We start from the raw sequence: 12,433 nt of genomic DNA, 5'->3' as shown, positions 1-12,433 counted from the left end.
GCCTACCATCCGTGAGTTGAGCAGGTTTATTGATCGAGCGCCTTGGCAGCTCCGTCTGGAACTCGGTTGCGGATCTTTCCGGGCGATGTTGGATGCAAGCTGGCCGCTACGCAGCCTGGCCCGCACAAGCGTGACGCAGCGCCCTACCCCTTCAGCACCAGCGACACATCCGGATATCTGTCGCACATGAAGTCCACGAAGGCGCGCACCTTGGGTGCGGCCAGACGTCTGGAGGTGTGCAACACCCACAGCGCCGGCTCCGCGCCCGCGATCGTGCCCCACTGCACCAATTCGCCGCGCGCGAGTTGATTCCATGCGATCGACTGCGGAAGCAGCGCCACGCCACCGCCGGCAATCGCCGCGTCGCGGACCATCAGGAATGAGGAAAACCGCATCCTTGGAACGGGTTCCAGGACCAGGCGCCCGTCATCGAGCGCCCATGTGGTGGGCTGGAAGCTCGACATCACCACAGCGGCAACGGGTGTGACCGCGCCGCTGCTGGGCATGGCGATGCCGGGCGCAGCCACGACCACCAGTCGATCCTTGGCAAAGCAGCGCCCGACCAGGCTGCTGTCCGGGCTCGGGTTGATCCGGATAGCCACATCGAACTGCTCTTCCACCAGATCGACCGTGCGGTCCTCTGCCACCACCTCGAGCGTGATCTCCGGATAGGCCGCGCAGAACTCCGCGCCGATGTGGCCCATCGCCAGTTGCGAGAACAGCACCGGCGCTGCCACCCGCAAGCGCCCGCGCGGAATCGAAAGCCCCTCGCGTGCGGCAGCCATGGCCTCGGCCACCTCGCTCAACGGCACTTCGGTGCGGTCCATCAGCAGCTGCCCGGCTTCGGTGAGCCTGAGGCCACGGGCGCTGCGCTCGACCAGTCGTACCCCCAGCTGCTCCTCCAGATCGGCGATGCGACGCGACAAGGTCGCCTTCGATCGGCCACTCGCACGGCTCGCCTTTCCCAGGCCCTGATTCGCTGCAACCAGCGCGAAATCGATCAATGCATTGAGGTCCATGGTGTTCCATTTTTGAAACCAGGCATCTACATCTTGGCGTCTTCGTATTGGTGATGCAACGGCCTATCGTCTGGGGACCGCAACGTCAGCTGCGGCAGCGATGTCGCACTGACGACTCTTCCATCCATAACAGGAGATTCACATGAGCATTCTCGTCACCGGTGCCACCGGCACCATCGGTTCTCTCATCACCCAGGGCCTTGCCGATGCAGGCGCGGAGGTCAAGGCATTGGTTCGGCAACCGGGCAAGCGCATTTTCCCTGCGGGTGTGACTGAAGTTGTCGCAGACCTCACCGACGTTGCATCGATGCGTGCCGCGTTATCGTCGGCGCGCACGCTGTTCCTGTTGAACGCGGTCACTCCCGACGAAGTGACGCAGGCGTTGATCGCATTGAATCTGGCCAAGGAGGCAGGCATCGAGCGCATCGTGTACCTGTCGGTCATCCATGCCGACAAGTTCACCAACGTGCCGCACTTCACCGGCAAGCACACGGTGGAGCGCATGATCGAAAGCCTGGATATTCCCGCAACGATTCTGCGTCCTGCGTACTTCATGCAGAACGAAGCGATGATCCAGCAGACGATTCAGGACTACGGTGTCTACCCGATGCCGATCGGCTCTGCAGGTGTGGCCATGATCGATGCGCGCGATATCGCAGATATCGCGGTCGTCGAGCTGCTGCGACGCGACCGTGCGCCTGCCGCGTTTAAGCGCGTCATGCTCGAACTGGTTGGCCCGCATGCCGTCACGGGCAGCTCCGTTGCGAAGGTCTGGAGTGCGGCGCTTGGGCGCGAGATCGCCTACGCGGGCGACGACGTGGCCGCGTTCGAAGCGCAGATGGCGGCCTACGGCCCATCCTGGCTGGCCTACGACATGCGCCTGATGATGGCCGGTATCCAGACATTCGGCATGCAGGCAGCCGGCGGCACGCTGGAAAAATTGCAGGCCATGCTGGGGCGCCCGCTGCGCACCTATGAAGACTTCGTGCGCGAGGCGACGGCGCGGGCTTGATCGCGTGCGACGCAACAGGCGTGGGAATCCCCGCTTGTTGCGTACAAGCCTCTGCTGGAGGCGAACTGACCACCGGCATCAGCAGTCTCACGCACATGATCACTGCGCTGCCAGTCGGTTTTTTCCTGACGTGCGTGAACGAAAATGCAAGCTAAATGCAGCCTGGAGCGCGCGGTTCAAGTTTCCGATTGCCGCGTCGCTATCACGTTGCCGAGGCACTCACGCGAACATCACGCGGCCTGCTAGCCGGTGCCACTTACTGGACATCAGGACGATTCGCATGACTGCCTATTTGCAACGCTATAACGTCGGTCGCCGTCTCGGCGTGGCCTTTGGAATATTGATTCTATTGTCGAGCCTGCTGGTGGCGACCGGCTTGATCACCATGGCCAACGCACGACAGCAGTTCGATTTCATCGTGCTCGATCGCATGGCCAAGATCCAGATCGGCAACGGCATGCTGGATGCCAATTCATCGATCCTGATCGCGCTGGGCACCTATGCCATGGCTACCAGCGATGAACTCAACAACGAAGCGGTTGCCACGATCAAGGCGCAACGTCAGCGTTACAACGAGTTGCGGGCCAAGCTGGACACATTGCCCAGCTCCGAGGAAGGCCGCAAGATTCGTGCAGAGATGGATGCGCGACGCGCCATCTCGGGAAAAATCAACGACCAGGTCATGGCGCTCGCTGCTCAAAACGACAATGCGCCAGCGCAGGCGTTGCTCAGCGAACAGGCGCGCCCGGCGACGATTGCATGGCAGGACAAAATCCGCGAGCTGGTGACGCGTCAGGAAGGTCAGAGCCAGCAGGCCTATGCCGACGCAGTGGCGTCGATGAATCGCGGCAAGCTATTGATCATCTCCGGTGGCGTTGTCGTGGTGGTGATCAGCAGCCTGCTTGCCTGGCTCATCACCCGCAGCCTGACCCAGCCGCTCGCACGTGCCACGAAGGCTGCAGAGGCGATTGCCAACGGGCAGCTGGACAACAACGTGGAAAGCGACGCCAAGGATGAAACCGGCCGCCTGCTGCGTGCCATGCGTGGCATGCAGACGCAGCTGCAGTCCTTGCTCACTGCACAGAGCGACATGGCCAAGCGTCACAATGATGGCCAGATCAGCTTCCGTATCGACGCCACGGCGTTTCCCGGCGACTACGGCCGCATGGCCAAGGACACCAATACGCTGGTGGCCTCGCATCTGGCCGTGCAGACAACCCTGGCGCGCATCATGGGCCGCTACGCCATCGGAGACCTCAGCGAAAGCATGGACCGCCTGCCCGGCGAGAAGGCGGTGCTGACGCAGACCATGGACGAGGTGAAGGCCAACCTGTCTGCAATGAACCACGAGATCAAACAGCTGGCGCACTCTGCGGCCAATGGCGACTTCAGCGCACGCGGCGATGCCGATCGTTTCCAATACGATTTCCATGTGATGGTCGATAGTCTCAACCAGCTCATGGCCACGGCCGATGGCAACCTGCAATCGCTGTCGTCGCTGCTGCAATCCATCGCCGCAGGCGACCTGACCGCGCGCATGAGCGGCGAGTTCAAGGGCGTGTTCGCGCAGATGCGCGACGACGCCAATGCCACTGCTGCACAACTTGCAGAGATTGTCGGCCGCATCCAGCACTCTGCCGTCTCCATCAACTCGGCCGCCAGCGAAATCGCCGCCGGCAATCAGGATCTGTCGCAGCGTACCGAGCAACAAGCGGCCAATCTGGAAGAAACTGCCGCTTCGATGGAAGAGCTCACCTCCACGGTGCGCCAGAATGCCGAGCACGCCCGTCAGGCCAATCAGTTGGCGATCGGTGCGGCGAGTGTCGCGTCGCAGGGCGGCGAGATCGTGAGCAAGGTCGTGGGCACCATGTCTGGTATCGAGGCCTCGTCCAAGAAGATTGCCGACATCATCTCGGTCATCGACGGTATCTCGTTCCAGACCAATATTCTCGCGTTGAATGCTGCGGTGGAAGCCGCGCGTGCCGGCGAACAAGGCCGCGGCTTTGCGGTGGTGGCCTCGGAAGTGCGCACCCTCGCCCAGCGCTCCACTGCTGCGGCGAAGGAAATCAAGAGCCTGATCGACGATTCGGTCGAGCGGGTTGCCGAAGGCTCGACGCTGGTGCATACGGCGGGCTCCACGATGGCGGAGATCGTTGCCAGCGTGCAACGCGTGACCGACATCATGGGCGAGATTTCTGCGGCATCGCAGGAACAGTCGGCCGGTATCGAACAGGTCAACACCACCGTGACGCAGATGGACGAAACCACCCAGCAAAACGCAGCCCTGGTGGAAGAAGCCACCGCCGCGGCACGCTCGATGGAAGAACAGGCTGTGCAGCTGACGCAGGCAGTGTCCGTGTTCAAGATCAGCGACGACAGCACGCGCACCCTGCGTTCGGCAACACCGGTTGCTGCAAAGCTCAGTGTGATTGCTGGCCGAACTGCTGCCGCTGCCAAAAGCCCGGTACGCCCGGCGGCTGCACCCAAGCGCGCGGTGGCCGCAGGCGCCTCGCACGATGCAAGCGACTGGCAGGAGTTCTGATCTTGCGCATCGCAAACGGCCCGGCTTGTCCGGACCGTTTGCGTTTGAGAGGAGATCGAATCTGCAGATGGTCAACACGTTGAGGCGATTCGCCACGGCGCATACGCCCGTATGCACGATGCCTTAACTCTAACGGCCTATGCTGCGCCGGGCTGGACAGCTAGCGGCGCCCTGTTTCGCCAAGCCTCGATCGCCGCTGGCGCCCATGCCCCCCGGAAGATCTGAAGACATCGCAAAGGAGATTGTATGAAAAAGCTGCACGCTCTTATGGTTGTTGCTGGCTTGTTGGGCATGAGTTCGCCGGCATTTGCCGAGGTCGCCAATCTGACCAACAGCGCCGACGGCGCCAATCGCGATGCTGGCATCGCGGCAGTCAAGAAGAAGTTGCAGGAAGCCTGCACGGGACGTCAGGGCACGCCGGATCTGGATTCGTTCGAGGTGGTGTTCGAAAAGACCAGCAAGAATCCGGAGGTTCCCAAGCCTTATTACGTGGACGCGAAACTCAAGTGCGATCTGCCATAAGGCTGACAGCGGCTGCTACGCCATTGTGCGATTGGCGGCGATAACACCACTACACGGCCCCGCGCATGCAGGGCTTTTTGTGTCTGTTGCATCGTGCGCTAGCTCGTACCGCGGCACGTTGTTGCAGCACCACCACGCCATGCCTGGATGGGCGACGCCATAACGCCAGTGCGCTGCTGATATAGTGCGGCGAACGCGGTGGGCGCAACACCCATCATCAATATCTCGTCACCACTTACAGGGAGTTGTCATGGGTCTTTTGCAGGCGGTAGCAGGTGCAGTCGGCGGTGTGTTTGCCGACCAGTGGAAGGACTTCTACACCGTGCCGGCTGGCCTGCCTTCCACCGCTGCGCTGTTCGCTGCGGTGCCGAGTGGAAGCAACGCCGGACGCGGTGCCAACACCAACGCGTCTTCGAACATCATCAGCAACGGCTCGAAGATCGTCGTGCCCGAGGGTTACGGGCTGCTGTTGTTGCAGGACGGTGCGATCACCGGGTTTGTCGCCGAGCCGGGTGGTTACGAATGGCGCTCCGACGATGTCAATGCGCAGTCGATCTTCGCTGGCGATGGCCTGGTCACGCCGCTGATCCGGCAGAGCTGGGAGCGCTTCAAGTTCGGTGGCCAGCCGGCTGCGCAGCAGGCCGCGTTCTTCGTGTCGCTGAAGGAGCTGCCCGACAACCGATTCGGCACGCAGTCGGAGATCTATTGGGACGATGGGTTTCTTGGGACGCAGGTCGGCGCGATCACGCGTGGCTCGTATACGTTGAAGATTGTCGACCCCATTTTGTTCGTGAAGAACGTCGTGCCGGCGCGCTACCTGCAGCCGGGCCAGGTGTTCGATTTCACTGACCTGGACAACGCTGCTGCCAGCCAGCTGTTCAACGAGGTGGTGAGTGCGCTGGCGCCGGCCTTCAGCCTGTACACCAACGATCCGGGCAAAGGCAATCGCATCGCGCGGCTGCAGCAGGATTCGCTGGGCTTTGCCAAGAGTCTGTCCGATGCGGTCGAGCAGGCCTATCAGTGGAACTCCGAGCGCGGTCTGGCCATCGTCAAGACGGCCATTGTGTCGATCGAATACGACGCGAACACGCGCGAACTGCTCAAGACCGTACAGCGCGCCGATGCACTGGCAGGCGCACGCGGCAACTCCAATTTGCAGGCGAGCGTGGCGCAAGGCATCCAGTCTGCCGGCGAGCATGGCGGCGCTGCAGGTTTGGTGGGCGTGGGCATGGCCACCGGCATGGTGGGTGGCGTCGGCGGTCTGCAACAGCCGGTCGCGCCCGCCGCGCCCGCTGCCGACGATGCCGTCGCCAAATTGAAGAAGGCCAAGGAAATGCTGGACCTCGGGCTGATCACGCAGGACGATTACAACGCGGCAAAAGCCAAGGCGTTGGGCCTGTAGGCGAGGGGCGCCGCCATCATGTCCGACTCTCGCATCCCGCCGCCGTTGCCGGCGACACCTCCGCCATTGCCGCCGCTGCCCGCAGCGCCTGTCATCGGCCCCGGGTCGCCGCAGGACGTACCGCCGTTGCCGGGTAGTTTCAGGCTCGACCCGGCCACCCTGCCTGCTCCGATCCGCAACGAGCTGCAGGCGCCCGACCCGATGGCCATCGACACGGCCGCCGCCGAGCTCAAGGACGGCCTCAATCGCTGCCCCAAATGCGGCGCCAGCGATATCCGGCCAAAGCTCGGCACCGATCTGCTGGTCTGCCAGTTCTGTCGTCACGAATGGCACGGCGCGCGGGTGGAAGAAGTCTTCGGATTCGGCGAGGGCATCAGCGAATTACGCGGCACGGTCATCGCTTCGGGCGCGCAGGATATTGCTGCAGATGCCGCCAGCCTGATGAGCTTCAAGTGCACCGGCTGCGGCGCCGAGGTGACCATCAATACGCAGAGCACGATGACGGCGCGGTGCCACTGGTGCCGGCATGTGTTCGGCGTCAACGAGCAGGTGGCCAACGGCGCGGTGCCCGACGCAGTGCTGCCCTTCCATATCAACAAAGACGCTGCCGTGGCGCGTATCCGCCAGTTCGTGGACAAGCGGCGCCTGTTTGCGCTCAAGGCCTTCAAGCAGCAATTCACGCCCGAGAACGTGGTGGGCGTCTACCTGCCTTACATGATCGTGGACGGCAGCGCGAGCGCCAGCGTGAGCGGCACGGGCGAGATCAAGACGCGGCAGTACACGCAAGGCACCGAAAAGAACAAGCGCACCTATTACGACGCCGACGTGTACCAGGTGCAGAGGCAGGTGGAATTCACGGTGGACGATCTGCCGCTGGAATCGTCTGCCGAGCGCGGCAACCTGGATAGCCGGGTCAACACCAACAACATCATCAACACGATCCTGCCGTTCGATACCAAGAATGCAGTGAAGTGGAACGCGTCGTATCTGGCGGGGTTCACCTCGGAAAAGCGCGACCGCGATGTCGAACAGCTAAGGCCGCGTCTGGAAGACCAGCTGCTGTCGATCGCCCGCGTACAAGTGGAAAGCTCGGTGCGCCGCTACGACCGCGGCGTGCGTTGGGAGGTGGAGCGGCTGGATGTCCATGGCACGCGCTGGGTGTCGATGTATCTGCCGGTGTGGCTGTACTCGTACCACCAGCCCGGACGCGGCGGCGGCATGCTGCACTACATCGCGGTGAACGGCCGTACCGGCGAAACCATGGGCAGCGTGCCGGTGCAGCAGTGGAAGCTTTTGCTTGCTGCGCTGACCGCCGGCACCGTCATCGAAGCAATTGCCCTCTGGATCGTGGCGGTGACCGCATGAGCGACAACAACGGACTGTGGTTACTGCTGGCCGGCCCGGTCGGTGCATCTGCGCTGTATTGGGTGCTGTATCAGTACTATCGCAATACCGATCAGTCGCATGCCTTCGAGCGGGAAACGACGGTCGATGCCAAGCCGGTGACCGGCTCGGACCGCAAGATCGATACGATCACCGGCACGCAAGCCAAGCACATCGACGGCGACAACGTGGCTGCGTACCGAACGCGCGTGCGCCGGGATGCGGATTAAGAGCGGCTGTTTGAGGTCCTAAGCTGTGGTGCCAACGCCCAACTGCGCGCGTGCCACCTCCAGGGTGGTCATAATCTGGACCACTTCGTCGAGTGGATGCAGTGGCGATTCCTTGCGCTCTTCGCCGATGTAGCGTGCGGCGGCGGTGGCTTGCCAGGACAGCCCGTCGTAGCCGTTGACGCCGGTCGGGTCTGCCCACAGCGCGGGTTTGCCGTCGTAATCGTTGCCGACCAGGTGCAGTGTTGTGGGGTTATGGAAATCGCCAGCGAGGTCGATGCGTCCTTCGGTGCCTGTGACATAGGCGAGCGAGCTGCTGCGGGCGACGATGGAGCTGATCAGGGTGGATTGCGCGATTGCCGCATGCGACAGCACCACGGTCGAAAACGCATCCACGCCGGTGTCGGTCAGCGCACCGGTTGCCGCGATGGCGGTGGGGGCGGCCAGGATCATGGACGAGAACTGCACGGTATACACACCCAGATCCAGCAGCGCCCCGCCGCCGAGTTCCGGTCGGCGTTGCCGATGCATCGGATCGTTGGGGCCGATTTGACTGAGGTCCGCAAAGACATGCCGGACCTCGCCGATCGCGCCATGAGCCAGCAGCTTACGCAGCACCGAGGTGTGAGGCAGGTACCGGCTCCACATCGCTTCCATCAGGAAAAGGCCGCGTGCGCGTGCTTCCTGCACCAGCACGCGTGCATCGTCGGCGCAGGTGGTCTTGGGTTTTTCGATCAACACATGTTTGCCGGCGCGCAACGCCAATAAGCCGTGCTCCAGATGCTCGCTGTGAGGCGTGGCGACGTAGACGATGTCGATCTCGGGGTCGTCGACCAGCGCCTGGTAGCTGTCGTACGCACGCTCCATTGCCCAGGTTTTTGCGAAGGTGTCAGCACGCGCACGATTGCGTGAGGCGACCGCGAACGGCTGCTGCCTGGTGTGCTTGCGTAGTGCGCTGACGAATGCCGCAGCGATCAGCCCCGGACCCAATACGCCCCATCGCAGCGATGGCTCGCCCTGCCCTGGCAAGAACAGGTCGGGCTCGGGAAATGTGGTTGGCGCCATGCTGTGGCCTTCGCAGTTTCAGGTGTTTGCATGCTAGCAAACGGAGCATTTTCCATTGGGGTGGCGAGGCTCAAACCAGATCGCGATAGTCCTGCAGGATCACCATCACCAGTTGACTGCGCGAGCGCACGTCCAGTTTGTTGAACAACTGCTGGAACGTGGCCTTGATGGCGCTCTCCGAGCTGCCGAGTTGGCGGGCGATCAACTTGTTGGATTGGCCGCGCAACAGACCACGCAGCACTTCGCGCTCGCGTTCGGTAAAGCTGGGGCGGCTTTCCTGTGTGTCCTGGGCGACCAGCGATTGCAGGTAGCGCTGGTCGATCAACACACGGCCCATCGCAACCGCATGGATGCTGTCGATCAGCTCGTCGGTGGAGACATCCTTGCGGCAGATGCCCGACACGCCCAGGCGTATCAATGCCAGCGCATCGCGCTCGGGGAGCCCGGCGGTGACCACCAGGGTTGCCGGGCGCTTGGCCTGGTCGGCCTGCCGCCGCATGTAGTCCAGCGCGTTGTATTCGCCCATGTCGTAATCGAGGATGACCACGTCCGGCGCCAGCGATGCGATCTGCACGATCGCCTGTGCCAGGTTGCCGGATTGCCCGACCACATCGAAGCGCGCATCGGCGCCGAGCAGGCGCAGCAGGCCTTCGCGAAACAGCGTGTGGTCATCGAGCAGATACAGACGCACCGGGTTACGCCGCGACTCATCCATCCAGCGTCTCCGCCAGTGGTGCATGCGCAAGCGGCATGTGCAGCTCGAAGCAGGCGCCCTCGCCGCCCGGTGCGTAGCGCAGCGCACCCTCCTGATTGCTCATCAAGGCGCGCGAGATGTAGAGCCCCAATCCGGACCCATCGCTATCGCTGCGAAACGGCTGGAACAAGCGCCCGGGCTCGGCGATGCCCGGGCCGGTGTCACGCACGCTCAAGACGGCACTGCCCTGCTCCATGCGGGCACTGACGATCAGCTGGCGCCGCGGCTGCGGCAACGGCTGCACCGCACGCAGCGCGTTGCGTGCCAGGTTGAGCAGCACCTGCAACAGCGCATGACGGTCGCCGTGCACCGCCGGGAAGTCCGCCGGGATCTGGATGACCAGCTGGCCATCGATATCGTCCCAGTCCGAGCGGATGATCACGTCCAACTCGCTGCACAGGGTCTGCAGGCGGGTCTCGTGCGCCGCATGCGGTGTCTGCCGGCGCAGGTTGAACGAGGCCAGTTCCATCAATGCGGCGACTAGGCTTTGCAATGCGGCCAGGTCAGGATCGGCGCGGATGGCCGGGTGGCGTGCAAGATTGGAGGTCACCACGCCAGCGGCCGAGCACAGGTTGCGGATCTCATGCGAGACCGCGCCGGCGAGCAAGCGATTGTTCTTGAGCAGGTCATCGAAGTGCGCCGATTCGCGCGCGCGCACTTCTTCGCTGGTGTCGACCAGGATCGCGGCCAGATGGCGCTCCTCGCTGTCTTCGTAGACCGAGAACCAGGTGGTTGCGGGAAAGGTGCTGCCATCGTCGCGCCGGCCCCAGGTGCTGGCCGAGGTGCGCATGCCGTCGAGGTTGGCGCTCATGCTGAGCGCATCGTCGAGCAAGGGCAGGAAGTCGCGCACGGCGCGCCCCTGCAGCCCGCCCTCCTCGGCCATGTCGAGAATTTCGTGGGCGGCGCGGTTTGCCGCCACGATACGGCCATCGCCAGCCACGGTGAGCAGCGCGGCGGGGCTGCTCTCGGCAAGCAGGCGCAGTTGCCGCTCCAGCCGCCGACGCAGGCGTTGTTCGGCACGCAATTGCACGTAGTGCGAGAGGATCACCCGGCGGGTGCGGCTGATCTCGGCCACCAGCAAGCCGCAGCCGGCGTAGGCAATGGTCGCCATGAAGAAGCGCAAGGCCTGCTCGACCAGCGATTCTTCGGTGACGAACAGACCGCGTAGCGCCGCACAGGCGACCGCGGCAATGACGATGTTTCGCCGCGACAGCACGGTTGCGGCGAGCACCACCGGCAGGATGTACAGCAGCCCAAGCGACACGCCCAGGTGCGAGTACCACTCGGCCAGCACCAGCAGCGCCAGCATGGCCAGCGACGCCCACAGCGTGGGAGCTCGATTGAGCCTGACCACTTGCCCGCGCCATTTGAACGGCAACCTCAGTCTGTCCATCGCTTCACCACGTTCCCAATCATCGACCAGCGTTGCGCATGTCACAGCATTGCGGCGGCGCCCGCTTATTGCACCCTATCGAAAGATAGCTGGACGGCATCGTTGGACAGCGCAGTGCCCGTCCAACGCTGGCGCAAGGATGGCAGACACATCCGTGGAGGCTGGGTGTAATGGCGGCACCCACGTCGATACCGCCTCCCATGATTCTTCGCGATACGTTTCCGCTGCGCCGTATCTGGCCAAAGACCTACAAGCGCTTGCTGGTGCTGCTGGCCTTCGATTGCGCGGTGGCCGGGCTCTACACATTGTTCGATTGGCATTGGTTGTCGATCGAGGCTCTGCCGCTTGCGCAACTTGGATCGGCGCTGACGATCTTTCTGGCGTTCCGCGCCAATGCCGCGTATGGCCGTTGGTGGGAGGCGCGTCAGCTGTGGGGGTCGCTGGTGAACACCTCGCGTGCGATCGCCCGGCAGGCGCTGACCGCACTGGATGTGGATCCGGCCGATCCACATCAGGCGACGCTGCGCGACGACATCGTGGTGCATCAGGTGGCATTCGTCCATGCGCTGCGCTGCCATCTGCGCAAGCAGAATCCGTTTCCGGAACTGGCCGGGCTGCTCGGCGCAGAGCGCGCCGACGCACTTCGCGTCTATGCCAACATCCCAAATGCCCTGACCTTGCGCCTGGGGCAGCAGCTGCAGCAGGCCCGTGCCATGGGCATGCTCGACAGCCTGCGCTGGTCGTCGCTGGATGCCAACCTGACCACGCTTGCCAACATCCAGGGCGCCTGCGAGCGCATCAAGAACACGCCGCTGCCACGCCAGTTTTCGTCGCTGCCGCGCGCCTTGGTGAACCTGTATTGCTGGCTGGTGCCGCTTGGCCTGATCGCCGGCATGGGCCTGGCGATGCCGATCGCCTCGGTGCTGATCAGCTTCACGTTGATTGCGATCGACAGCGCCAGCAGCGCGATCGAGGACCCGTTCGAAAACACCGTGCACGACACCCCGATGACTGCGTTGTCGCGCGGGATCGAATTGACCTTGCGCGAAATGCTTGGCCAGCGCGTGCCGCTGCGCGAGGTGCGCGCCATCGACGGTTTCATCTACTGACCAGG

The 12,433-nt window shown here is 63.4% G+C and carries 11 protein-coding genes; 7 read left to right on the top strand and 4 right to left on the bottom strand.

From position 1 onward, the window contains the following. Positions 1–143: 143 nt before the first annotated feature. The gene (locus tag NYR97_RS19840; RefSeq protein ID WP_316695384.1) at positions 144–1,019 is read right to left on the bottom strand and encodes a LysR family transcriptional regulator; all 876 of its coding nucleotides are present in this window, start codon (positions 1,017–1,019) and stop codon (positions 144–146) included. Positions 1,020–1,161: 142 nt separating this feature from the next. Between NYR97_RS19840 and NYR97_RS19835 the strand changes: the two genes are divergently transcribed. The 6 genes from NYR97_RS19835 (at position 1,162) to NYR97_RS19810 (ending at position 8,110) form a co-directional block, all read left to right on the top strand. Beyond that, positions 1,162–2,031 (top strand): NmrA/HSCARG family protein, encoded by an 870-nt coding sequence (locus NYR97_RS19835; protein ID WP_316695382.1) that lies wholly within the window; start codon positions 1,162–1,164, stop codon positions 2,029–2,031. Positions 2,032–2,311: 280 nt separating this feature from the next. After that, on the top strand, positions 2,312–4,573 hold the full coding sequence (locus tag NYR97_RS19830) for a methyl-accepting chemotaxis protein (RefSeq protein ID WP_316695381.1): 2,262 nt from the start codon (positions 2,312–2,314) through the stop codon (positions 4,571–4,573). A gap of 246 nt (positions 4,574–4,819) precedes the next feature. After that, positions 4,820–5,095: a hypothetical protein gene (locus NYR97_RS19825; RefSeq protein ID WP_316695379.1), complete on the top strand. Its 276-nt coding sequence runs from the start codon at positions 4,820–4,822 to the stop codon at positions 5,093–5,095. Positions 5,096–5,345: 250 nt separating this feature from the next. After that, a complete protein-coding gene (locus NYR97_RS19820) occupies positions 5,346–6,497 on the top strand; it encodes an SPFH domain-containing protein (RefSeq protein ID WP_316695378.1) in 1,152 nt (383 codons plus the stop codon). Between the two features lie 18 nt (positions 6,498–6,515). Further along, a complete protein-coding gene (locus NYR97_RS19815; protein ID WP_316695376.1) occupies positions 6,516–7,862 on the top strand; it encodes a TFIIB-type zinc ribbon-containing protein in 1,347 nt (448 codons plus the stop codon). Beyond that, positions 7,859–8,110 carry a hypothetical protein gene (locus tag NYR97_RS19810; protein WP_006448780.1) on the top strand — a complete coding sequence of 84 codons (252 nt, stop codon included), beginning with the start codon at positions 7,859–7,861 and terminating at the stop codon, positions 8,108–8,110. Before NYR97_RS19815 ends, NYR97_RS19810 begins: the two co-directional genes overlap by 4 nt. A gap of 18 nt (positions 8,111–8,128) precedes the next feature. Here NYR97_RS19810 and NYR97_RS19805 read toward each other — a convergent pair whose 3' ends face one another. The 3 genes from NYR97_RS19805 to NYR97_RS19795 form a co-directional block, all read right to left on the bottom strand. Beyond that, positions 8,129–9,172, bottom strand: coding sequence for a Gfo/Idh/MocA family protein (locus NYR97_RS19805; RefSeq protein ID WP_316695374.1), 1,044 nt, complete (start codon positions 9,170–9,172; stop codon positions 8,129–8,131). Between the two features lie 70 nt (positions 9,173–9,242). Next, on the bottom strand, positions 9,243–9,887 hold the full coding sequence (locus NYR97_RS19800; RefSeq protein ID WP_023904044.1) for a LuxR C-terminal-related transcriptional regulator: 645 nt from the start codon (positions 9,885–9,887) through the stop codon (positions 9,243–9,245). Continuing rightward, complete coding sequence (locus tag NYR97_RS19795; protein WP_043889221.1) at positions 9,880–11,319, bottom strand: ATP-binding protein; 1,440 nt, start codon at positions 11,317–11,319, stop codon at positions 9,880–9,882. Before NYR97_RS19795 ends, NYR97_RS19800 begins: the two co-directional genes overlap by 8 nt. Positions 11,320–11,519: 200 nt before the next feature. Here NYR97_RS19795 and NYR97_RS19790 point away from each other — a divergent pair, with 200 nt between their 5' ends. Next, entirely contained in the window at positions 11,520–12,428 is a 909-nt protein-coding gene (locus NYR97_RS19790) for a bestrophin family protein (RefSeq protein ID WP_316695372.1), read from the top strand. Positions 12,429–12,433 lie beyond the last annotated feature (5 nt).

The sequence above is a fragment of the Xanthomonas hydrangeae genome (genome assembly GCF_032697525.1).
GTDB classification, from domain to species: domain Bacteria; phylum Pseudomonadota; class Gammaproteobacteria; order Xanthomonadales; family Xanthomonadaceae; genus Xanthomonas; species Xanthomonas hydrangeae.
The sequence above is the reverse complement of the archived record's forward strand: the minus strand, read 5'-3'. Positions and strand labels throughout refer to the sequence as shown.

What these genes read in the sequence shown, in the direction of transcription:
- NYR97_RS19790 (WP_316695372.1), top strand. Translation starts at nt 11,520, where the DNA reads ATGATTCTTCGCGATACGTTTCCGCTGCGCCGTATCTGGCCAAAGACC.
- NYR97_RS19825 (WP_316695379.1), top strand. Translation starts at nt 4,820, where the DNA reads ATGAAAAAGCTGCACGCTCTTATGGTTGTTGCTGGCTTGTTGGGCATG.
- NYR97_RS19840 (WP_316695384.1), bottom strand. Translation starts at nt 1,019, where the DNA reads ATGGACCTCAATGCATTGATCGATTTCGCGCTGGTTGCAGCGAATCAG.
- NYR97_RS19805 (WP_316695374.1), bottom strand. Translation starts at nt 9,172, where the DNA reads ATGGCGCCAACCACATTTCCCGAGCCCGACCTGTTCTTGCCAGGGCAG.
- NYR97_RS19835 (WP_316695382.1), top strand. Translation starts at nt 1,162, where the DNA reads ATGAGCATTCTCGTCACCGGTGCCACCGGCACCATCGGTTCTCTCATC.
- NYR97_RS19820 (WP_316695378.1), top strand. Translation starts at nt 5,346, where the DNA reads ATGGGTCTTTTGCAGGCGGTAGCAGGTGCAGTCGGCGGTGTGTTTGCC.
- NYR97_RS19795 (WP_043889221.1), bottom strand. Translation starts at nt 11,319, where the DNA reads ATGGACAGACTGAGGTTGCCGTTCAAATGGCGCGGGCAAGTGGTCAGG.
- NYR97_RS19810 (WP_006448780.1), top strand. Translation starts at nt 7,859, where the DNA reads ATGAGCGACAACAACGGACTGTGGTTACTGCTGGCCGGCCCGGTCGGT.
- NYR97_RS19815 (WP_316695376.1), top strand. Translation starts at nt 6,516, where the DNA reads ATGTCCGACTCTCGCATCCCGCCGCCGTTGCCGGCGACACCTCCGCCA.
- NYR97_RS19800 (WP_023904044.1), bottom strand. Translation starts at nt 9,887, where the DNA reads ATGGATGAGTCGCGGCGTAACCCGGTGCGTCTGTATCTGCTCGATGAC.
- NYR97_RS19830 (WP_316695381.1), top strand. Translation starts at nt 2,312, where the DNA reads ATGACTGCCTATTTGCAACGCTATAACGTCGGTCGCCGTCTCGGCGTG.